Genomic DNA, 21,850 nt, shown 5'->3' with positions numbered 1-21,850 from the left:
GCACCGTCGAGATGCTGACTACGGAACCGTGGGTACATCTGATATCCCTTTCGCTGGCATGAGTATTCGGCCTGTACTTGGCCCTTCATGGGGTACAGCATAGTCGGCTCGTCGGAAGCGCGAGGTGAGTGATGGCGAATTGTGTCTAAATTTTCGCAATCTACTAGCCTGTTTTTTGGGGCTAAGGTAGAACGGTTGTCGATGACAGGAGGGGGTTCCAATGGAAGATCAAGCGCCGGGCGTTCCGGCAACAAAGCCGACGGTGTTGTTGGTAGATGACGAAGAATCGATCCTCAACAGCCTGCGTCGGCTGTTGCGCAGCCAGCCGTACGAAATCCTGGTGGCCGACAGTGGCGCCAAGGCCCTGGAAATTCTCAAGGAGCGGCCGGTCGATCTGGTGATGACCGATGCGCGCATGCCCAACATGGACGGCGCCACGCTGCTGGCGGAAATTCGCAAGCTTTATCCTTCGACATTGCGCATCCTGCTCACCGGTTATGCCGACGTGGACATGATGACCAAGGCTATCAATGAGGGGCAGCTCTACCGCTACCTCAGCAAGCCCTGGAATGACGAGGAGTTGGTGCAGGCCCTGCGCCAAGCCCTGGCCCACCAGCATTCGGAGAGCGAGCGTCAGCGCCTCGAAGCCCTGAATCGTGAGCAGAACCAGCAACTCAAGACCCTCAACGCCACCCTGGAAAAACGCGTGGCGTCGCGGACCGCCGAGCTGCAGCAGACCGCCGACATGCTCGACCTGGCCTATGAAGAGCTCAAGCGCAGCTACGTGACCGGCACCGAGGTGTTTTCGCTGATCGCCAACCTGCGCCTGCCCAAGGCCAAGCAGACCAACCGGCAGATCATCGAACTCATCCGGGTCTATAGCCGGCTCAATTTCCTCGACGAGTCCACCGACCGCGACCTGACCATGGCCGCCGCGCTCTACAACATCGGCAAGCTGAGCTGGACCGATAACATGATGGTCACGCCGGCGGACATGCTGCATCACAGCGAACTGGAGCTGTACCGCGCCTATCCGAAGCAGAGCGAATCGCTGCTGATGACCCTGGACCCGATGAAGGACGCGGCGCGGATCATCCTTCATCACCAGGAACGTTGGGACGGCAGCGGATTCCCCGATCACTTGAAGGGCGAGGCGATTCCGTTCGGCTCGCGCCTGTTGAAACTGGCGGTGGATTTCATCGAGTTGCAGCGCGGGTTGATCCTGGAGCGGCAGATGAACAGCGACGAAGCGCTGGTCTACATCCGCAAATACGCCGGCAAGCTGTACGACCCGAACATGGTCGAAGACTTCATCAAGGCCTGTGGCGAATACCTGGAAGACGTGACGCTGTCCGACCCGACCGTGAAAGTCACCAGCACTCGTGAACTGGAGGCAGGCATGGTTCTGGCGCGCAACCTCAATGCCGACAATGGCATGCTGCTGCTCAACGCCGGAAAAGTCATGAGCGGCCCGCTGATCGAAAAGCTCATCGCCTTCGAAGCAATGGAAGGGGCGCGGTACAGCGTGTTCGTCAAGATCCCAGAGGAGGAGGCGGATCCTTCGGCGCCGAAGCCTATTTTGGGGTGACCGGGGTCTGACAGACCCGCTATCCCTTGTGGAAGCGAGCTTGCTCGCGATAGCTGAGTATCAGTCGGATATTTCTCGACCGACATACCGCAATCGCGAGCAAGCTCGCTCCCACAGAGGGACTGCGTCGATTTTCAGTCCGGCGCCAGGCTTTGCTCCCGCCGCTTTGATCTGTAACCTGCCCGGCATTTTCCGCCCGAGGCCTTTGTACATGACCACCCCTCTGATCCGCATCGCCGCCGCCCTGCTCATCGGCCCGGACGGCCGGACCCTGCTGGTGCGCAAGCGCGGCACCCAGGCCTTCATGCAACCCGGCGGCAAGATCGAAGCCCATGAGCAACCGATCCAGGCCCTGGCTCGGGAATTGGGCGAGGAACTCGGGCTCAGGATCGATCCGGCCCAGGCCCGTCATCTGGGGCAATTCAGCGCGCCGGCCGCCAATGAGCCGGGGTTTATCGTGCAGGCCGAGGTGTTTTTGCTGGAAACCGATGCAGCGGTTTCCCCGGCTGCCGAAATTGAAGAAGTGCATTGGATCGACCCTTGCCGCGACAGCGAATTACTGCTGGCGCCGTTGACAGGCGAAGTGATCCTGCCGTTTTATCGAACCCACTGCCTCTCGACCTGCTGATTCAAGGAGCGACGCCTTCATGATCCCCTTGCCGGACCTGCTGATTTTCGCCGCCGCCGCGTTGCTGATGGTGCTCACGCCCGGCCCGAACATGATCTACCTGATTTCCCGCTCGATCTGTCAGGGGCGCAAGGCCGGCGTCACTTCTTTGTTGGGCGTGGTGGCGGGGTTCTTCGTGCACATGTTCGCGGCGGCGGCGGGGCTGACGGCGGTGTTCCTCGCGGTGCCCATGGCCTATGAAGTCCTCAAGTGGGCCGGTGCGCTGTACCTGCTGTGGCTGGCCTGGCAAGCGGTGAAACCCGGCGCCCGCTCGCCGTTCCAGGCCCAGCAATTGCCAGCGGACTCGACCCGCAAGCTGATCACCATGGGCTTTCTCACCAGCGCCCTGAACCCGAAGATCGCGGTGTTCTACCTCTCGGTGTTCCCGCAGTTCATCAGCCCGGAGCACGGTTCACTGTTCACCCAGAGCATCATCCTCGGGCTGACCCAGATCAGCGTCAGTTTCAGTGTCAATCTGCTGATCGCACTGTTCGCCGCCGGCATCGCCTCATGGTTCGTCCACAACCCGACCTGGCTGGCGGCGCAACGGTATTTCATGGGCTTCGTGCTCGGTGCGCTGGCCCTGCGGTTGATGCTTGAGCAACGGCGTTCGGCGTGAGCATCCGACGGCTGAAGGCGGGTGACGCCCAGAGCTATCGGGAGCTGATGCTCCAGGCCTATGAATTCCATCCACAGGCCTTCACTTCCAGCGCCAGCGAACGGGCGACGCTGCCCATCAATTGGTGGGAGTCGCGCCTGACCAGCCGGCTCGAAGTGATCCTCGGCGCGTTCATCGCGCACGAGCTGGTGGGTATCGTCGGCCTGGCCCTGGAGCCTCGGCTGAAGGCGCGGCACAAGGCGACGCTGTTCGGCATGTACGTCGTCGAGGCCCATCGTCACGCCGGGCTCGGCGAACAGTTGATGCGGGCCGCCCTCGACGAAGCCCGTCGCCATCCCTTCCTGCGCCTTGTGCAATTGACCGTCACCGCCGGCAACGACCCGGCCATCGAGCTTTACCAGCGCTGCGGCTTTCTGTTGTATGGCCTAGAGCCGATGGCGATTCGCGTGGGGGACGAGTACCTCGACAAGATCCATATGTGGCTTGAACTCTGATCTCACCGCAAATTTGAGTGATGGAGCGTTGTGGCAATTACCGCACCGCGCTGACACCGTCGAGTGTGGAAAACGACGTGTCTTTTGCCGTCAGCAGAAAGTCGCGCATATACGGCGCGTCGAGCATGTCGGTGCGCACCGCCGCGTAGAGCGTGGCGAACAAACCTTTTTCCCCCAGCCGCTTGGCCTTCACGTAGCCCCGTGAGCTGTATTCATGCAGCGCCCAATGGGGCATGCCGCAGACGCCACGGCCACTGGCGACCAGTTGCATCATCATCACCGTCAGCTCGGACGTGCGCACCTGGGCCGGTTCGATGTCGGCCGGTTCGAGGAAGCGGGTGAAGATGTCCAGGCGATCGCGTTCCACCGGATACGTGATCAGGGTTTCGCTGATGAGGTCTTCGGGCACGATGTAGGCCTTGCCCGCCAGCCGATGCTGGTTGGCCACCGCCAGCATCGCCTCGTAGGTGAACAGCGGCACGTAGGTGATGCCCGCCAGTTCAAGGGGATCGGAGGTGACGACCAGGTCCAGGTCGCCACGGGCCAGGGCCGGCAGTGGGGCGAAGGCGAAGCCCGAGGCCAGGTCCAGCTCGACTTCCGGCCAGGCATCGCGGAACTGGTCGATGGTGGGCATCAACCACTGGAAGCAGCTGTGACACTCGATGGCCATGTGCAAACGCCCGGCGGTGCCGCCCGCGAGCCGCGCGATGTCCCGTTCGGCGCAGCGCAGCAACGGCAGGGTGGCGTCGGCCAGTTGCAGCAAGCGCAGGCCGGCGCTGGTGAAACGGACCGGTTTGGTCTTGCGCACGAACAACTGCATACCCAGGCGTTCTTCCAATTCCTTGAACTGGTGGGAGAGGGCGGACTGGGTCAGGTGCAGGCGTTCGGCGGCTTCGACCAGGCTGTCGGCTTCGCGCAGAGCGTGCAGCGTCTTGAGGTGACGGAGTTCAAGCACCGGATTTGCTCCATGAGTAAAACTTGTGATCAACACGAAAAGATTGAGTTTGTCTCATGTGGGGCTGGCTGTCGACAATGGCGTCATCTTTTACAAGGAGGACATTCCCATGGCCCCGGCCCATACCCAAGGTTTTCCCCGCATCGGCGCCGACCGCGAATTGAACGACCTGGAAGCTGATTGGAAAGGTACGCTGGGCTGGGAGCGGCTGTTCGACGAAATCGACGAAGCCCACGCCCAGGGCCATCGGGTCAAGCCTGCAGTCATCGGCCCGCTGACGTACCTCTGGCAGGGCAAGGCCAATGACGGCGACATTGACAAGCTCGACCTGCTGGAGCGCCTGCTGCCGGTCTACGGTGACGTCCTCAATCGTCTCAAGGCCCAAGGTGTGGAGTGGGTGCAGATCGATGAACCGATCCTCACGCTCGACCTGCCCCTGGCCTGGCGAAGCGCCTTCGAGCGGGCCTATCACATCCTTCAGTACTCGCCGCTGAAAAAGTTGGTGGCGACCTGCTTCAATGGCCTGGACGACAACCTCGGCCTGGCGGTTAGCCTGCCGGTGGATGGCCTGCACATCGACGCCGTGCCCGCCCCAGACCAACTGGGCCGGGTGCTGGATCGCCTGCCGACCTACAAGATCCTCTCGGTGGGCCTGGTCAATGACCGCGATGCCTGGCGTTGCGAATTCGAGCAGGCGCTGGCGCAGTTGCGCCCGGCCCAGGAACGGTTCGGCGACAACCTTTGGGTCAGCGTCGCCAATGGGCTTGAACCATCGCCGGCCTATGGCTTCACACAACCACTCGGCAATCTTCATCAAACTGTCACGCAACTGTGGCAGCGCGCTTGAACGAACTTCATCAGACTCGCGCTCTACTGGGGTTCTGCGTTTTGGTGTTTGTTCATGCGTGTATTCATTTTCCTGGCCGCCTTGTTGTGCGGCTTGCCGTCGTTGGCGGCTTCTCGTTGTGATGTCAATGTCGCGACCCAGCGGGTCGACTTGGATCAGGTAAGCCTGGCGTACCAGAGCATCGGGCGGGCGTCCGACCCTGCGTTGCTGCTGGTGATGGGCTTGGGTGGGCAGTTGATTCACTGGCCGGATGAAGTGGTGGTGGCGCTGTGCGAACAGGGTTTTCGGGTGATCCGCTACGACAACCGGGACGTCGGTTTATCCACCTGGCGCCAGGCGCCCGGCAGCGCCAACCTGACATTCGAGGCGTTGCGCTACAAGCTCGGCCTGCCCGTGGCGGCGCCTTATTCGTTGACGGACATGGCCGCCGATGGCCTGGGCTTGATGGACGCCTTGCAGGTGCAAAGCTTCCATGTGTTGGGCGTCAGCATGGGTGGGATGATCGCCCAGCACATGGCCGCCATGGCGCCTCAGCGGGTCGAGAGCCTGACATTGCTCATGACCAGCTCCGGCGCCGCGGGCTTGCCGGCGCCCAGTGAAACGCTGGTGCAATTGTTGTCGCGTCGCAGTGCGCCGAATCGTGAAGTGGCGCTCGAACAGCAGGCCGACCTGCTGGCCGCGCTGGGCAGCCCGATGGTGGTCGACGATCGACAGGCTCTGCTGCACCAGGCTGCGGTGGCCTACGACCGGGCCTTCAACCCCGAGGGTGTGAAGCGCCAGATCATGGCGATCATGGCCGAGCCAAGCCGGGTGGCGCTGCTCAATCAGCTGCAGGTGCCGACCTTGGTGGTCCACGGCACCGCTGATCCCTTGTTGCCCGTAATGCATGGGGTGCATCTCGCGGCGCATATTCGCGGCAGCCGGTTGAAGCTGATCCCGGGCCTCGCCCATCGCTTTCAAGAGGCCTTCAAGGAACCATTGCTGGGGGCGGTGCTGCCCTATTTGCAGCAACACCGCGAAGACACCTCGCACTGGGCGCAGATCGAGCCGGCGCAGGCGCCGAATGTGCTCTAACTGACACCGGGGGGGGCTTTTGTGGCGCTACTACCGTGCTTGGGCCTGCTCCACCAACCAGTCCATTAGCTCCTGCAACTGGCCCGACACCTGCGGCCGGCGCGGATAGACCAAGTGATAACCCAGCCCGGTCCTGACCTTCAGTTCGAACGGCATCACCAGCCGGCCGGCGCTGAGGTCTTCGCCGATCAGCGACCAGTCGCCAATCGCCACGCCGGTGCCTTGGGAGGCCATGGACATCGCCAGGTCCAGGGTTTCGAAATGCTGGCCTTTGCTGACGTTGCTCAAACGCACGTCGGCCGCGGCCAGCCAGGCGTTCCAGTCGCGCTCGTCGGTGGTGGGATGCAGCAGCAGGTGTTGTTGCAGATCGAGGGGTGAATTCAACGGGACCGGACCTTCCAGCAAGGGGCGCGAGCACACCGGTGTAAGCTGCTCGTCGAACAAGTGCAGGCAGTCAAGCGAGGCGTCGGGCGGCGGGCCGTAAACCACCGCCGCGTCGAATGCCTCACGCTGGAAATCCACGCCGTGCCGGACCGTGGTGGTCAGCTCCACCGGCACGTCCGGGCGCTCTTTCTGCCATTGCAACAGGCGCGGCAGCAGCCAGCGCATCACACAGGTCGGGGCCTTGAGCTTCAGGGTCTGGCGCTTCTCGCCGATCTGCTCGACCGCCTCGCCGATCAGGCCGAACACCTGCTGCACCCGGGGCAGCCACGCCTGGCCCTCGGCGGTCAGGCTCAACCCGCGTGCCTGGCGCTGGAACAACGCATAACCCAGATGATCCTCCAGCCCTGCGATCTGCCGGCTCACCGCGCCCTGGGTGATGTGCAGCTGTTCGGCGGCGCGAGTGAAGTTGCAGCACTGGGCCGTGATCAAGAAAGTGTGCAACGTCGGCAGCGGTGGGAGTCGTTTCATCTGGATCCAAGCCATGACGTGAGGACATGGCTAGTATGACTTTTTATCCATTGTTGCCGCTACGGGCTGGCCGTCCAATAACGCCATTCCCTCAGAGCAAAAGCGGCCCGCAGGTGTCGTGCGGGGTCCTTTTCAAGACAACAAAAAGGCAATGGCAATGGCAATGGCGACGTGCGGCGAAGTATTGGTCAAGTTACTGGAAGGCTATGGCGTGGAGCAGGTGTTCGGCATTCCTGGCGTACACACCGTGGAGTTGTATCGCGGGCTGGCCCGTTCAAGCATCCGCCATGTGACGCCGCGCCATGAACAGGGCGCCGGTTTCATGGCCGACGGCTACGCCCGTGTCAGCGGCAAGCCGGGCGTGTGCTTCATCATCACCGGCCCGGGCATGACCAACATCACCACTGCCATGGGCCTGGCCTATGCCGATTCGATTCCGATGCTGGTGATCTCCAGCGTACAGTCACGCAGCCAGCTGGGCGGTGGGCGCGGCAAGCTGCATGAGCTGCCGAACCAGAGCGCGCTGGTGGGCGGGGTCGCGGCGTTTTCCCACACGCTGATGTCGGCCGCCGAATTGCCGGGTGTGCTGGCCCGGGCCTTTGCCTTGTTCCAGGCCGGGCGTCCGCGGCCGGTGCACATCGAGATTCCGTTGGATGTGCTCGTTGAACAAGCCGATGACCTGCTCGCCAGCACGCCAGTGAGCATCAATCGCGCCGGGGCCGCGCCCAGTGCTGTGGAGCAAATGGCAGCCTTGCTGGCGACGGCCCGGCGGCCGTTGGTGCTTGCCGGAGGGGGGGCGCTGGACGCCGGGACTGAATTGACCGAACTGGCCGAACGCCTCGGCGCCCCCGTGGCGCTGACCATCAATGCCAAGGGCCTGCTGCCGTCCCGTCATCCGTTGCTGATAGGTTCCACCCAGAGCCTGGTGGCCACCCGTGCCCTGGTGGCCGAAGCGGATGTAGTACTGGCGATCGGCACCGAGCTGGCCGAGACCGATTACGACGTCACCTTTGCCGGTGGCTTCGAGATTCCCGGTGCGTTGTTGCGCATCGACATCGACCCCGACCAGACCGTGCGCAACTACGCGCCAAGACTGGCGCTGGTGGCCGACGCACAAAGTGCCGCGCGGGCATTGCTCGATGCGTTGAAGCGCGGCGTGCCCGGCGCGAGAGACGACAGTTGGGGAGCGATTCGTGTCGAACGGCTGCGGACCGAACTCGATCAGCAATGGGACGTCCCGACCCGCGCCCAGACGGTGTTCCTCGATACGGTATTGCAGGCCTTGCCCGACGCGGTTTTCGTTGGCGATTCCACCCAGCCGGTCTACACCGGCAACCTCACCTTCAATCCCGAACGCCCGCGCCGCTGGTTCAATTCGTCCACCGGCTACGGCACCCTCGGCTACGCGTTGCCGGCGGCCATTGGTGCCTGGCTGGGTGGTGTCGACAACGGCCATGGCCGCCCGCCCGTGGTGTGCCTGATCGGCGACGGTGGGTTGCAGTTCACCCTGCCGGAACTGGCCAGCGCGGTGGAAGCGCGCACGCCGGTGATCGTGCTGCTGTGGAATAACCAGGGCTACGAAGAGATCAAGAAATACATGGTCAACCGCGCCATCGAACCGGTGGGCGTGGACATCTACACGCCGGATTTCATCGGCGTTGCCAAAGCCCTGGGGTGCGGCGCCGAGACGATCGACGGCGTGCATTCCCTGCGCAGCGCATTGCTGGCCGCCAGTCACCGCCAGGGGCCGACGTTGCTCGAGATTGACCAGGCGCGCTGGATGGCGGAGGTGGCGGAATGAATTTCCCGACGACGCAAGACGGCCTGTACATCAACGGCGAGTGGTTGGCGGGCGATCAACCGCTGCGGGTGATCAACCCCGCGACCGAGGCGCTGCTGACCACTGTTTACGGCGGCGAGAAACCCGCCGTGGATCAAGCCTTGGAGGCCGCTACCCAGGCTTTTGGCCCATGGTCAAACACCTCGGGTGCCGAGCGCGGCGCGGTGCTTCGGCGTATTGCTGCCGGCGTGCGGGATGCTCGTGAGCGGCTGATGCATTTGCAATCGAGCAACAACGGCAAACCGTTGTTCGAAGCGGCCATCGACGTCGACGATGTGGTCGCGACCTTCGAGTACTACGCCGGTTTGGCCGAAGAACTGGACGCTCGTCAGGACGGTCCGCTGGCGTTGCCCAGCGATGATTTCTGCGCACGTCTACGCCGCGAACCTTGTGGGGTGGTCGGCTTGATCGTGCCGTGGAATTTCCCGATGGTCACCACCGCCTGGAAACTTGCCCCGGCCTTGGCCGGCTGCTGCGTGGTGCTCAAGCCTTCGGAAGTCACGCCGCTGCCGGAGCTGGCGCTGGCCTCGATTATCGCCGAATGCGGCTTGCCCGATGGCGTGTTCAACCTGGTCTGCGGCACGGGGTTGGCGGTCGGGGCGCCGCTGGCGTCCGACCCGCGCGTGGCGAAGATTTCCTTCACCGGCAGCAACGCGGTGGGGGTGCAAGTGATGCAACGGGCGGCGGAAACCGTGAAGGGCGTGAGCCTGGAGCTGGGCGGCAAATCGTCCTTGCTGGTGCTGGCCGACGCCGACCTGGACCTGGCGGTGGAGCTGGCCTGTGGCGGCGGTTTCTTCAACGCGGGGCAGATGTGTTCGGCCACCACTCGGGTGTTGGTCGCCGATGAGCTGGCCGATGTATTCGTGCGACGGCTCAAGGCGCGGGCCGAGGCGATCCGCGTGGCCGATCCATTCGACCCGGACGTGGAGATGGGTGCGCTGGTCAACCAGGCGCAATACCAACGGGTGCTCGGGCACATCGATCGAGGCGTGAGCGACGGCGCAACGTTGGTATGCGGCGGTCAACGACCTGCGCATCTGCAACGCGGCTTTTTTTTACAGCCAACGATCTTCACCGATGTGCCCCTCGACAGTTCGCTGTGGTGCGAGGAGATCTTCGGGCCGGTGTTGTGCGTGCGTCGTTTCGGCCACCCGGAAGAGGCGATTGCCCTGGCCAATGACAGCCGTTTCGGCCTGGTGGCGAGCGTGGTCAGCCGCGATGCCGAGGCGGCCGGGAAGGTCGCCGACGCCTTGCAGGCAGGGCTGGTGTGGATCAACGCACCGCAAGTGATTTTCCCCCAGGCCGCTTGGGGCGGCTACAAGCAGAGCAGCCTGGGTCGTGAATTGGGACCTTGGGGACTGGCCGCGTTCCAGGAAATCAAACACGTGATCCGGGCGGTCTGAAGGCTGCGAAGCCGAGGCGGCGAATGCTGTGCGAGTCCAGGATCAGACGGTCATCCGCAACCGCGCCAGATCCCGCAACGGCGGCGCGCCAAACAAGCGGCTGTACTCCCGGCTGAACTGCGACGGGCTTTCATACCCCACTCGATACCCCGCCGCCGACGCTTCCAGCCCTTCGGCCAGCATCAACCGTCGAGCCTCCTGCAAGCGCAATTGTTTTTGGTATTGCAATGGGCTCATGGCCGTCATGGCCTTGAACCGATGATGCAAGGTCGAAACGCTGAGGTTGACCTCCCGAGCGAGGTCATCGATGCGCAACGGTTGTTCGAAATGGCCGTTGAGCCATTTGATCGCCTGGCTGATGCGATGGCTCTGGCTATTGGCAATGGCGATTTCATACAACCGATAGCCTTGCGGGCTGCGTAGCAGGCGGTAAAGGATTTCCCGGCGCACCAGGGGCGCGAGCATGGCGATGTCTTTTGGCGTATCGAGCAGGCGCGTCAGGCGTAGCACCGCGTCGAGCATCGGCGTGTCCAGGCGTTCCACATACAGGCCACGGCCGGCCGGGCGAGTCGGCACGCCCAGGGGGCCGGCATCGGCGATCAGCGCGGTGATTTCCGCCGGGTCGATGTCCAGGCGCAGCGCCAGGATCGGCTGCTCGGGCGAGACGTCGGCGATGCAACCGCTCAATGGCATCGAGACCGAGACCACCAGGTAATGCAGCGGGTCATAGTTGAAAAATTCGTCCGCCAGGCGCACCTGCTTGCTGCCCTGGGCCATGATGCACAGCGCCGGTTGCGCCAGCACCGGGGCAAACTTGTGTGGCTGGCTGTGGCGCGACAGGTTCAGCGAGCCGATGGCCGTGGCGTAGCTGCCGTCCTCGCTGGTGTTGCGGTCGATGATCGACGCCAGCTCGGCGCGCTGCTGTTCCAGGTACGTGTCCAGCGGGGCGTGGGCGTGATCGAGTGGCGACATGCCGGGATCCTCATGGCGAAGGGAGCGATAGGACAAAGCTTATGTTTGTGCAAGGCATGGCGGTAGTCACATCCTGTTGAAAGCTTGCCTGATTCTGCAAGGCGGCGGCGTGAAGGGCTGTTCAGCCTGGCTGAAACTTGCTTGAAACCTTTTGTTTCAACTCCCGGCAATTCCCACCCATCAGGCACGGATGGGCGAATTCCCAGGCGCAGAATCGTGCAATGAGTCGGCAGGAATCGACTAACGAAGCTGGCGGCAGCGCGCTTAACCTTTGATCCTGTCGCAGCCTGTCCCCGGCTGCCAACGGATGACCTGGGAGGGTTGAACATGACTACACAGATCCCCGTCAGTCACATGGCTTTTGTCCGGGCCCGCGCCGGTTGCTCCAAGCCATTGGGCGCACGCCTCAGCAGCTTGATCGTACCTTCGCGCCAGGCGCCCGGTTGCCTGCACTTTGCCTTGCAACAATCGCAATGCGACGCCGATTTGTGGCTGGTGTCCGGGCTGTGGGTCAACCAACAGGCGATGGACGCTTATTTCAACTCACCGGCCATGGCGATCTTCGCCCAATTGGTGCAAGACCTGGTGGTCAGCAGCCTGGACTTCCACACCTTTCGGGAAGTGTCCGCCGCCCAGGCGACCGAAGGGTGCATGGCGAAGGTACACAAACTGGCCGGTTGAAGGTTTAATGACAGGCATTTCCCACCGCCAGGATGCGAAGTATGGCACGCAAAGCCTTTGAAACTTTTGAAGCTGTTTCCGCTGTTGTTCCCAAGGAAGGTGGCGGCTACTACGCAGCCATCGCCACCAAGGCCATCGGCAGTGCCGAGAAGCCGCGTTTCAATAAAGTGCTCGAAGAGCAGACCTTCGAGACCGCTTTCAAAGCCGATGAAGCGGCTGCCCAGCAGTTGACTCACCTCAAGGGTGTCGACGACGAAGGCGGATTGGTCTGGTAAGCAGCATTTCAAGGATTGCCACAAGTGATCTCACCGCCCATCCTTATCGCGGGCGATGCATCTTGAACAACGCCTCCGGCCCCAGCTGGAAGTAATCCGCCGGCCCGCCGCCGCGCAAGATCGGCTCGGCGGCGGCGGTGTCGTAGACGCCGTCCTTCAACAGCCACTTGGCGATGTGAACGGCGACCACTTCGCCCAGAATCAACCAGCTCGGCACAGGCGCCTTGTCCGCTCGCTGCAACTGGATGATCTGCGTGACCTTGCATTCGAAGGACACCGGGCTCTCGGCGACGCGCGGCACCTGGATGATCCGCGATGCCGCCGGCGTCAGGCCCGCCAGCTCGAATTCGTTGACCTGCGGCGCGACCATCGCGCAGCTCTGGTTCATCTGCTCGGCCAGTGGGCGCGTGGCCAGGTTCCAGGCAAATTCACCGGTCTGTTCGATGTTGTTGAGGCTGTCTTTGCGACCGACACTGGAGAAGCCGATGATCGGCGGAACGTAGTTGAAAGCGTTGAAAAAACTGTAGGGCGCCAGGTTCAGGCGGCCTTCGCCATCTTGTGAAGAGATCCAGCCAATCGGCCGGGGGCCGACAATGGCATTGAACGGGTCGTGGGGCAGGCCATGGCCTTGGGCGGGTTCGTAGTAGTGAATGTCGTCGGGCATGAAGGATGTAGGTCCGGTGCGTGTCAGAAGGATCCGACGATAGTGCAGCGCCCTGACCCTTTTGTCAGCACCACAAAAAAACCTGTGGGAGGTTGCTCGCTCCCACAGGTCTTGGTGTTGCCGGTTGGAATCAGTTGGTCGACGCCGCATCGCTAGGGTCGGAGCCGTCGGCAGCCACGGTGGGCTCGATGGCGTGGTTCTCGTCTTTCTTGGCAACGACGGCGGAACCGGCGCGCTCATGGCTGCTGGCGATGAAAGCGGCCGTGCCGGTACGCTCGAAGCCGTCGTCGGCGAACGCGCTACTGGCCAGTGCGGTGAGGGTCAGGGCGAAGATCAGTTTGGTTTTCATGGTCATACTCCAAGCATCGATAGTTGATAAGCGCGAGGGTGGAGTGCAGCCATTAAGTGGAAATTAATGTAGGAAATGACGCCGTCCCGGAACGACGAAAGGGGCGAACCCGTGCAGGTTCGCCCCTTTTTTTGTACGACTGGCCTGTCAGTCAGTCACGATCCGCGAGTGTTTGCGGGTGTCCTTCATGGTGATGTACACCAGCAGCGAAACCGCGATGCACGCCGTCACGTACCAGTAGTAGCCGGTCTCCATGCCGATGCTCTTGAACCACAGCGCGATGTATTCAGCGGTGCCGCCGAAGATCGACACGGTCAGTGCGTAGGGCAGGCCGACGCCCAGGGCGCGGATTTCGGTAGGGAACAGCTCGGCTTTCACCACCGCGTTGATCGAGGTGTAGCCGCTGACGATGATCAGCGCGGCCATGATCAGGAAGAACGCGCCCCACCAGGTCTCGATGGTGTGCAGGGTGGTGAGGATCGGCACGGTGAACAGCGTGCCGAGGATGCCGAAGGCAATCAGGATCGGCCGACGACCGATCTTGTCCGAGAGCCCGCCGATGACGGGTTGCAGGCACATGAACAGGAACAGCGTGGCGGCGGAAATGGTGGTGGAGTCGGAGATGCTCATGCCCACCGTGTTCACCAGGTATTTCTGCATGTAAGTGGTGTAGGTGTAGAAGGCCAGGGTGCCGCCCATGGTCAGGCCGACCACGGTCAACAATTCCTTGGGGTGGCGCATCAGGGTGCGCATGGCGCTTTCCTTGGCCTTTTCCTTCTTGGTGAACGACTCGGTTTCTTCCATGCCGCGACGCAGGTACAGCGCAACGATTGCACACAGCGCGCCGATGGCGAACGGGATGCGCCAGCCCCAGGCGTACAGCTGCTCGGTGGTCAGCAATTGTTGCAGCACGATCAGCACGCCGAGGGCGATGAGCTGTCCGGAAATCAGCGTCACGTATTGGAAGCTGGAGAAGAAACCGCGACGTTCCTTGGTCGCCATCTCGCTCAGGTACGTTGCCGAGGTGCCGTACTCGCCACCCACCGACAGGCCCTGGAGCAAGCGGGCGAACACCAGCAGGATCGGCGCGCCGACGCCGATGGTTTCGTAACCGGGGCTCAGGGCGATGATCAGCGAGCCAAAGCACATCAAGTACACCGAGGCCATCAACGCGCGTTTGCGACCGGCGCGGTCAGCGTACAGGCCCATCAGCCAGCCACCGATGGGACGCATCAGGAAGCCGACGGCGAAGATCGCGGCGGTGTTGAGCAATTGGGCGGTGGTGTCGCCCTTGGGGAAGAAGGCTTTGGCGAAGTACAAGGAGAACGCGGCGTAGACGTACCAGTCGTACCACTCGACCATGTTGCCGACCGAGCCACTGAAGATCGACTTGATCCGGCTGGCGGTGGTTCTTTCACGGGCGGGCGCGGCAGCCGACCCAATGGGAAGGGCGTTTGAGTTATCCATTGAAGGATCCTTCGTTTAATTGTTTTTGTGGAGCGCGTAGGAACGCAGCCTGCCAGGGCTATAGCAGGAGCTGTGCCAGGTGGAAGAAGGCCGGTCTAGAGGGGATGTGGCTGTTTAGTGAGCGGAAATCCGCTTATTGCAGCCAGGGGTGTGCGCGGGGATCCGCTTATCAACAAGAAATGGGTTGGCCTCATCGCGAGCAGGCTCGCTCCCACATTCGCCCGGTATCCACAAATCCAGTGTGGGGAGCGAGCCTGCTCGCGATGAGGCCAGTCCTGGCACCAAAAAATCAGGGCGACGAAGTCGAAGGCGTAAATTCCAACTTCAGCTCCCCCCGGTACTGCCCGGTGTTCTTGTCGATCTGATTGAACGGCGGCGTGTCCAAGGTGATGGGCCAGGGCGTACACACCACTGGATACGGCACATTGGGCAGCTTCACGGCGCGGATTTCCGCATTGTTGATGCCGTTGAAACTCACTGGTTGCCCGGACACATGCTGCGTCTCGCCGAGGTTGGCGGTGCGGGTGCGCACCTTGTATTCGATGCGGTCACGCTCGCCGCTGCCGCCGGACGCGTGGCGGACGAAGAAGCGGCCCTCCATGCCGGGCACGGGGTTGGTGCCGGTGACACGGATTTCATAACTCTGGCTGTTGGCGTTGTAGCCGTCGTAGAGGCAGGCATCGACCACGGACCGACCGGAGACGATGCCGCCCGGGGCGGTGCTCAACGGGCGAGTACGCAAGTTGAGGTCCACCTGCGGCGTGCTGATGCCGTAGGCGGGCAGGTAGATCTGCATGTTGTTCTGGTCGGTGACGTCAAGCTTGAAGTCCACCGTAAAGGTATTGGCCGCGCTGATCGGTTGCGAATTGTACCGCTTGAGTTTCAGGATCATCTTGGCGGTCCAGATGCCTCCGGTGGGCAGTTTGGCGAATTCTGACTGGGGCACCCACATCGTCGTGGCCGTCCCCTCCGATCGCTGGGTAAGGTCATCTTCGTCTTCATTGCAGTAGACGGGTGATGTGGTGGTCAGGACGAATTGACGGCCATCCCATACCCCACCGCAGAGATTGAGCGGATACCTGCGCTGGAGATAGCCTTTGACCACAAGGACATGGGTAAGACGGCTGCGCCGCTCGGTGAAGCGTAACGGGATCTCGGTGGTGCCCAGCCTGCCAAAGGACGACGTATGGCATTGGCCCGTTGCCGGGTCCGTGCTGGAGAGGCAGACAAAATGCATGTTCGTATAACCGGCGCCCGGTATGTGCTGTTCGCTCCAGCCGTGGACCATCCGATTCCAGAGGTAGTGATCGGCGGGTGGCGCCGAACGGTCGAAGTTGAGCACAACGGATTGGTAGTGGTCGCTGGGTACCACGCCCGCTAAGGCGGGTAACGGAGTGACTGCGACGATGAGCGCGCTCAGCCGGCGGGCCCAACGGGTAAAAAATGTGTTCATTGCGGGCTCTTATGGCTGCATTGTTGAATGGAAATAATCGGCGGCTCCACCGGCCCCATCGCGAGCAAGCTCGCTCCCACATTTGCCCGGTATCCACAAATCCAGTGTGGGAGCGAGCCTGCTCGCGATGAGGCCAGTCCAGACACCACTGATGCCTCAGGGCGAAGAGGTTGAGGGCGTAAACTCCAACTTCAGCTCCCCCCGGTACTGCCCGGTGTTCTTGTCGATCTGATTGAACGGCGGCGTGTCCAAGGTGATGGGCCAGGGCGTACACACCACTGGATACGGCACATTGGGCAGCTTCACGGCGCGGATTTCCGCATTGTTGATGCCGTTGAAACTCACTGGTTGCCCGGACACATGCTGCGTCTCGCCGAGGTTGGCGGTGCGGGTGCGCACCTTGTATTCGATGCGGTCACGCTCGCCGCTGCCGCCGGACGTATGGCGGACGAAGAAGCGGCCCTCCATGCCGGGCACGGGGTTGGTGCCGGTGACACGGATTTCATAGCTTTGGCTGTTGGCGTTGTAGCCGTCGTAGAGGCAGGCATCGACCACGGACCGGCCGGAGACGATACCGCCCGGGGCAGTGCTCAACGGGCGAGTGCGCAGGTTGAGGTCCACCTGCGGCGTGCTGATGCCGTAGGCGGGCAGGTAGATCTGCATGTTGTTCTGGTCGGTGACGTCGAGCTTGAAGTCCACCGTAAACGTCTTGGCGTTACCGATGGGTTGCGAGTGGAACGTTTTGAGCTTCATGACCAACTGAGCGGTCCAGATGCCTCCAGAGGGCAATTTGGCAAGCTCTGTTTGGGGGATCCAAAGCGTTGAGGCGGTGCCGCTGGAGACGTTGACGCCATGACAGTCCGATGTTGTCGTTGAAGTGATCAGGTAATCGAAAGGTAACCAGTCTCCGCCACAGGTGTTGTTAAGTTTCGTCCTGCGCGAGAGGTAGCCTCTGACATGCAGTACCGTGGACAAGCGACTGCGGCGCTCGGTAAACCGTAGCGCTACGTTGGTAATACCGGTTTGTCCGTAACTGCTTGTGCGGCATTGACCCGTCGCAGGGTCGGAATTGGACAAGCAGACCAAATGCATAGTCTTATAACCAACTCCTGAGACTGGTTGCTCGTGCCAGCCATGCAGCATCTTATTCCAGAGGTAATGATCCCCAGGTGGCGCCGCCCGGTCGTAATTGAGCGCCACCATCTGGTAATGATCGCTGGGATGAACATCGGCAAGCACCGGTGGCGTTGCAACCGAGCAAACCAGCGCTAACAGGCGACGGCTCCAACGGATGAAGGTTTCGCTCATGGCTGGTTCCTTTTGTCTGGCGAGAGCGCGGCGCTGCGGCGCGCGGTCCAGCGACCCAGGCGATCGGGATCGTTCAGATCCTTGGGCAAGGCGTCCAGGGTGGTGCTTTCACAGGTGAGAGTGCCGACCCGGCGCAGGCTGCTGTGGGCGGTGCGGCTTTGTACCGTGCAGGCGTGTACGCCGTTGAGGTCCAGGGCGAACAAGGGGTCGGGGTGATGGTTGAGGTCGACGACGAAGCTGCCGTCCTCGCCGGTTTCCATCATCGATGCATTGAGAATGGCGGCCTGCACCAGTGGCTCTCCCTGTGTATCCACCAAGCGGCCGACGTAGGTGTAGCTCACAGTGGACTCGATCCGTTGCACCGCCAGCTTGCCCGGTTGCAGGAACCACTCGCGGTTGCCGTTGCCGACGTTCACCGAACTGAGGTTCTGGCGCGAGGCGTCGGCGTCGCTGATCCGGGTGTGCGTGGCCTCGAAACCGTTGACCGGGATCAGCCGCTTCTCACCAAAGCCGATGCTGGTCTGGGCACCGTAGCCGCCGCTGACCTTGGCCGCCGCGCCCGTGGCGTTTTCCACCGGCGCCGCGATGATTCCCACCGCTGCGCCAGGGCCTGTGCCGCCCTGGCCCTGGCCCCAGAAAAAGCCCTCGCGGCCCAGGGCCAGGGACGAAGAGTGGTTGCCGCTGAACCCAGGTCGCGAGTCTTGTCGGTCGCCGCCACGCTGGGCCACCGCCAGGCTGCTTTCGCCCCAGTTGCGCTCGATCCGTCCGGCCAGTTCAGCGTCCCAGCGGCCCAGGTCGTCGTAACCAACCCCTGTGCTCACTTCGTTCCTGCCCTGTTCGCCGTCCCAAGCACGGGTATGGCCCAGGCTGGTGCGCAGGCTATCCGGGGCATTCTGCTCGCGGCGCGCATCCAGGCCGACGTTGCTCTGGCGATAGCCGCTGGTGGGCGAGCGCTCGTTATGTGACAGGCTCAGGCTCAGGTACAGGCCATGATCGTTCTCGCGGTTGCCGCTGGCATTGCGGAACGCGCCGACGCGATGGATGAGCTGGAACGGGCCCAGGGCATGTCCACGAGAAAAGCCCACCTGGAAAGTCCTGGCCCAGGTGGAGGTGGTCAGGTCGCGGATGGGGTCGTCTTCTTCGGGAAAGTCGTTCCAGTAGGAAAACGGATTCACCTGGGCGTAGCGGTTGTAGTTGTAGCCGGCACTGAGGGTGCCACCGGCCAGCGGCAACGAGGCGTTGGCGGTCAATGATTCGTTGCAGCCGCTCTGCTGGTAGGCACGGGTATCGTGTTCGCACGACGGGCTCTTCAGCGAGTAGCGGTACACGCTCCAGGAGATTCCGTGGGTGAAGGTCATCTGCTGGCTGTTGCCGGTCGCGCCGTTGTTGCCGCGCAGCACGGCGCCTGACAACGACCAGCTGCTGGCGCCCAGCGTGCCGGCCCAATCCAGGCGGCTTTCGTTGTAGAACGTCGTGTCCAGCCAGGTAATCGCGCTGGTGAGCGCCAGGTCATCGCGCAACGGAATGCGCAGGCCGGTCTGGGCCACCGCGGAGGGATCCTGCTCATAAAGCGAATCTTCCGCCGTGCGCCCGCCCTGCAGGAACCATTGCACGGTGTCGTCACCCAGGCCATTACCGTCGGTACGGCTGAAAGGCACGGTTTCGGTGCGGGTCACCTGGCCGTTTTCGATCACCCGCAAGGTCACCGGATAGCTGCCGTTGGGGAAGGTCCGGGTGTCGACATTCTGCACGCCGGCATCCAGGTAGGACGTCGACAACAGCTCTTCGCCACGGAACGCATCGACGCGCGAGCGCTGGGTCAGGATCAGCGAAATTGGCGTGCCTTGGCCGACCACCTCGCGGTTGAGGTAGGCCAGGGTGGTGCCGACTCGGGCACCGTCGATTCGCCCCAGGGGCAACAGGCTGAAGCTGAAGTTGCCGCCCTCGGCGCTGGACAGGTTGCTCATGTCCATGCGTCCGGCCTGGGCGTAGTGTTCGCGCTCGAAATCCTGGCGGTAATAGGCGTTGTTGAATTCCAGGCTGCTGTCGCTGCCGCGCTTGTTCTGATAGGCCTGGTAGTTCCACGTAAAGCCAAAATGGCTGCTTTCACCCAGGCCTACCGCGCCCAGGCCGCTGGCGCCCAGAGCGCGGTAACTGTCGGCCTGGGCGATATTGATGTTCTGTCGATGGACCAAGGCGTTCGCGGCCTCGGTCGGAGTGTGCAGGCGCAGCGCCGCCGTATCGCTGGCCGGCAGCCAATCCTTGCGCATGAGTATCTGCAGGCGCGCGCCGGCCTCGTCGAGAATCACTGCCACCGCGTCGGTGTCCAGGTAACCGCAGCTCGCTTCGCTGGCCAGGCCGTAGGAGCACGCCAACTGGCTGTTGCTGGGCAACGGTTCGGACAGCAGCGGCAGCAACTCTTCGGATGACGCCGAAGCCCCTGCCTCGATCAGCAGGGCCGCGATTCGTTCGGGCTGTTGGAATTCGATACGGCCAGGTCGCACCACGACAGGGTGCAGGCCGAGATTACGGTTGAGCAATTGAAGTTCAAGTTGTTCCACCTGACCTTCAACCAGGGCCTCGAAACCGGCCGGCACCTGGGGCAGATCGGTGGACGCGACCGATACGGCATCGGCCAGCGCCCAGGTCAGGGAGATGGAAAGTGCGGTGAAGTGGCGTTTCATACAGGGCCTTGACGAAGGAAAAGGGAAGTACGACGACGCCGTACCTCCCTTTGGAGGAAAAACCGGCGGTGCTTAAGGTTGCTGGGTCAACAGCAGGGCGACGACGCCTTCGTAGCGACCCGCGTTGGTGATTGCACCCGCGTTGGTCTGCTGGATTTCCAGGAGTTGCTCGACCGAACCGCCAGAGGAGTCACCACCAGGGAACAGTTCGACGGCGGGCAGCGTGACACCGGTGGTGTTCAGTGGGCGTCCGCCGTACCTGACACTCAGGGGCACGCCGGTGGCGGCGGGGTTGGTCGTGTTGGCCAGGACCGGACTGGCGATCAGTCGCAGGGTCATGTCCTTGTCGGTGTCATTGCTGTAGATCCGCGTACCCAACCGAGTCGGCTGGAGTCCGGAACCTGGCAGGTAGGCCATCTCCATGGAGCCCGGGAGCGGGCGGCCGTCCGACTGGAGGATTTCCAGGGTCGGGTCGACATTGGCGTAGATGGTGATGTTTTTTTCCACCGCCATGGCGGGCAGCGAGGTCAGGGCGACCAGTGCCAATGGGGCGAATTTCAACAGTTTCATGGGTGTTCCTCTTTTGCTGTGGGTGAACGGGGGCCCAACCACGTGCGGTGCACGTAGCTCGGATCAATAAAATTGGGGTTACGGCTGAATGGCGAGGGTGCGCGGACGCCTGTCGTCGCTGGTCACGAAACGTACGATTACGTTACCGTTCGCGCCGGGGGCGGAGACGGGCAGGGTGCTGCCGGGATACAGGCTGCGGTTGACGTCATTCCAGATGCAGTCCTTCTCGCCCGCTGCGTCGGTACACCGACCCACTTGCAATACGCCGACGCGCAGGGTGCCGTCGTTGCGCAATTCGTTGCCTTTGGGTTGCAGTTTGATGCTGGTACGGCGCTCATCGGGCAGCAGGCGCACCAAGGCGCCCCAGATCAGGTTTACGCCGACCCTGGGCTGCACACCGGATTGTTCGAGGACGTCTTCATCTATCAGGTCGGGTGCTCCCACCGGTTCGAAATAGACCCGGTAGACGGTTTCCTCAGTGGGCATCGACTGGGCGATGATCCGCACCGTGCGGCTGGCGCCGGGGGCCAGTACCGTGCGCTGCGGCGATACGACGATACCCAGCGCATCGGCCGGCGACAGCGGGCTTTCATGTTCGTCCGGCGTGCCGGGACGTTGGATCTGGGTGACGCTGACCTTGATGTATTGCACTTTGTCGGACTTGGAGTGCAGCTGGATCTGGCCAATGCCGTCCTGCTCGGCGCCGATGGTGCTGTTCATCGGGTAGACCACCATGTTCGCGGCTGCCGGAAACGACAGGGTGACGGCGAGCGCCATGAGCGCCAGCTTGCCCATGACAGCCCAGCGATGGATAAACGTTTGATTCGAATGCATTTCAAACCTCAAACAAGGAAGATGGACCGTCACTGTTTTTATGCACCGAGTGCGGGTGGCCTGCTTCGACCGGACCGGCGCCAGGCAAGCAAAGCCAGCCTCTGGACAACGACCCTCGGGCCCCTTTTTTTTCGTTTTTTTTGTCACTTTCACTCTCCGCTATTTTCTGTAGGAAATTTCCGGAGTAGATTCAT

At 62.4% G+C, this 21,850-nt stretch carries 20 protein-coding genes and 1 pseudogene; 10 read left to right on the top strand and 11 right to left on the bottom strand.

What is annotated here, in order from left to right:
* The first annotated feature begins 220 nt into the window (after positions 1–220).
* The 4 genes from M1D68_RS20045 to M1D68_RS20030 all read left to right on the top strand — a co-directional run bounded on the left by M1D68_RS20045 (position 221) and on the right by M1D68_RS20030 (position 3,368).
* Complete coding sequence (locus M1D68_RS20045; protein ID WP_434560399.1) at positions 221–1,588, top strand: HD domain-containing phosphohydrolase; 1,368 nt, start codon at positions 221–223, stop codon at positions 1,586–1,588.
* 211 nt (positions 1,589–1,799) lie between these two features.
* Positions 1,800–2,216: an NUDIX hydrolase gene (locus tag M1D68_RS20040; RefSeq protein ID WP_457968096.1), complete on the top strand. Its 417-nt coding sequence runs from the start codon at positions 1,800–1,802 to the stop codon at positions 2,214–2,216.
* 19 nt (positions 2,217–2,235) lie between these two features.
* Positions 2,236–2,874: a LysE family translocator gene (locus tag M1D68_RS20035; RefSeq protein ID WP_047230397.1), complete on the top strand. Its 639-nt coding sequence runs from the start codon at positions 2,236–2,238 to the stop codon at positions 2,872–2,874.
* Positions 2,871–3,368 (top strand): GNAT family N-acetyltransferase, encoded by a 498-nt coding sequence (locus M1D68_RS20030; protein WP_420765321.1) that lies wholly within the window; start codon positions 2,871–2,873, stop codon positions 3,366–3,368. The genes M1D68_RS20035 and M1D68_RS20030 overlap by 4 nt, the downstream gene beginning before the upstream one ends.
* A gap of 37 nt (positions 3,369–3,405) precedes the next feature.
* Here M1D68_RS20030 and metR read toward each other — a convergent pair whose 3' ends face one another.
* The gene (gene metR / locus M1D68_RS20025; RefSeq protein WP_457968095.1) at positions 3,406–4,323 is read right to left on the bottom strand and encodes a transcriptional regulator MetR; all 918 of its coding nucleotides are present in this window, start codon (positions 4,321–4,323) and stop codon (positions 3,406–3,408) included.
* A 193-nt stretch (positions 4,324–4,516) separates the two neighbouring features.
* On the opposite strand from metR, the pseudogene M1D68_RS20020 reads away from it, so the two are divergent.
* A pseudogene (locus M1D68_RS20020) lies at positions 4,517–5,101 on the top strand (5-methyltetrahydropteroyltriglutamate--homocysteine S-methyltransferase); the annotation flags it as partial.
* A gap of 123 nt (positions 5,102–5,224) precedes the next feature.
* Positions 5,225–6,244, top strand: coding sequence for an alpha/beta fold hydrolase (locus M1D68_RS20015; protein WP_420765319.1), 1,020 nt, complete (start codon positions 5,225–5,227; stop codon positions 6,242–6,244).
* 30 nt (positions 6,245–6,274) lie between these two features.
* On the opposite strand, the gene M1D68_RS20010 is transcribed toward M1D68_RS20015, so the two are convergent.
* Positions 6,275–7,156 (bottom strand): LysR substrate-binding domain-containing protein, encoded by an 882-nt coding sequence (locus M1D68_RS20010; RefSeq protein ID WP_434560393.1) that lies wholly within the window; start codon positions 7,154–7,156, stop codon positions 6,275–6,277.
* A gap of 163 nt (positions 7,157–7,319) precedes the next feature.
* Between M1D68_RS20010 and M1D68_RS20005 the strand changes: the two genes are divergently transcribed.
* Both M1D68_RS20005 and M1D68_RS20000 read left to right on the top strand, forming a co-directional pair.
* Complete coding sequence (locus M1D68_RS20005; protein ID WP_457970767.1) at positions 7,320–8,957, top strand: 5-guanidino-2-oxopentanoate decarboxylase; 1,638 nt, start codon at positions 7,320–7,322, stop codon at positions 8,955–8,957.
* A complete protein-coding gene (locus M1D68_RS20000) occupies positions 8,954–10,399 on the top strand; it encodes an aldehyde dehydrogenase family protein (protein WP_457968094.1) in 1,446 nt (481 codons plus the stop codon). Before M1D68_RS20005 ends, M1D68_RS20000 begins: the two co-directional genes overlap by 4 nt.
* A gap of 42 nt (positions 10,400–10,441) precedes the next feature.
* Here M1D68_RS20000 and M1D68_RS19995 read toward each other — a convergent pair whose 3' ends face one another.
* Positions 10,442–11,371, bottom strand: coding sequence for an AraC family transcriptional regulator (locus tag M1D68_RS19995; protein ID WP_420765315.1), 930 nt, complete (start codon positions 11,369–11,371; stop codon positions 10,442–10,444).
* A 327-nt stretch (positions 11,372–11,698) separates the two neighbouring features.
* Between M1D68_RS19995 and M1D68_RS19990 the strand changes: the two genes are divergently transcribed.
* Positions 11,699–12,052, top strand: coding sequence for a putative quinol monooxygenase (locus M1D68_RS19990; RefSeq protein ID WP_420765314.1), 354 nt, complete (start codon positions 11,699–11,701; stop codon positions 12,050–12,052).
* Between the two features lie 41 nt (positions 12,053–12,093).
* Entirely contained in the window at positions 12,094–12,327 is a 234-nt protein-coding gene (locus tag M1D68_RS19985) for a hypothetical protein (RefSeq protein ID WP_434560385.1), read from the top strand.
* 43 nt (positions 12,328–12,370) lie between these two features.
* On the opposite strand, the gene M1D68_RS19980 is transcribed toward M1D68_RS19985, so the two are convergent.
* The 8 genes from M1D68_RS19980 to M1D68_RS19945 form a co-directional block, all read right to left on the bottom strand.
* A complete protein-coding gene (locus M1D68_RS19980) occupies positions 12,371–12,991 on the bottom strand; it encodes a flavin reductase family protein (protein ID WP_420765312.1) in 621 nt (206 codons plus the stop codon).
* Positions 12,992–13,121: 130 nt separating this feature from the next.
* Positions 13,122–13,340 (bottom strand): hypothetical protein, encoded by a 219-nt coding sequence (locus M1D68_RS19975; protein ID WP_420765311.1) that lies wholly within the window; start codon positions 13,338–13,340, stop codon positions 13,122–13,124.
* 147 nt (positions 13,341–13,487) lie between these two features.
* Positions 13,488–14,807, bottom strand: coding sequence for an MFS transporter (locus M1D68_RS19970; protein WP_420765310.1), 1,320 nt, complete (start codon positions 14,805–14,807; stop codon positions 13,488–13,490).
* Positions 14,808–15,096: 289 nt separating this feature from the next.
* Complete coding sequence (locus M1D68_RS19965) at positions 15,097–16,260, bottom strand: CfaE/CblD family pilus tip adhesin (protein ID WP_434675933.1); 1,164 nt, start codon at positions 16,258–16,260, stop codon at positions 15,097–15,099.
* Between the two features lie 156 nt (positions 16,261–16,416).
* A complete protein-coding gene (locus M1D68_RS19960) occupies positions 16,417–17,568 on the bottom strand; it encodes a CfaE/CblD family pilus tip adhesin (RefSeq protein ID WP_457968093.1) in 1,152 nt (383 codons plus the stop codon).
* Positions 17,565–20,252, bottom strand: a complete 2,688-nt coding sequence (locus M1D68_RS19955; RefSeq protein ID WP_457968092.1) for a TcfC E-set like domain-containing protein — start codon at positions 20,250–20,252, stop codon at positions 17,565–17,567. The genes M1D68_RS19960 and M1D68_RS19955 overlap by 4 nt, the downstream gene beginning before the upstream one ends.
* A gap of 72 nt (positions 20,253–20,324) precedes the next feature.
* Positions 20,325–20,822 carry a CS1 type fimbrial major subunit gene (locus M1D68_RS19950; protein WP_434560375.1) on the bottom strand — a complete coding sequence of 166 codons (498 nt, stop codon included), beginning with the start codon at positions 20,820–20,822 and terminating at the stop codon, positions 20,325–20,327.
* A gap of 78 nt (positions 20,823–20,900) precedes the next feature.
* A complete protein-coding gene (locus tag M1D68_RS19945; protein WP_434560373.1) occupies positions 20,901–21,656 on the bottom strand; it encodes a hypothetical protein in 756 nt (251 codons plus the stop codon).
* Positions 21,657–21,850 lie beyond the last annotated feature (194 nt).

The organism is Pseudomonas sp. R4-84 (genome assembly GCF_054130985.1).
The sequence above is the reverse complement of the archived record's forward strand: the minus strand, read 5'-3'. Positions and strand labels throughout refer to the sequence as shown.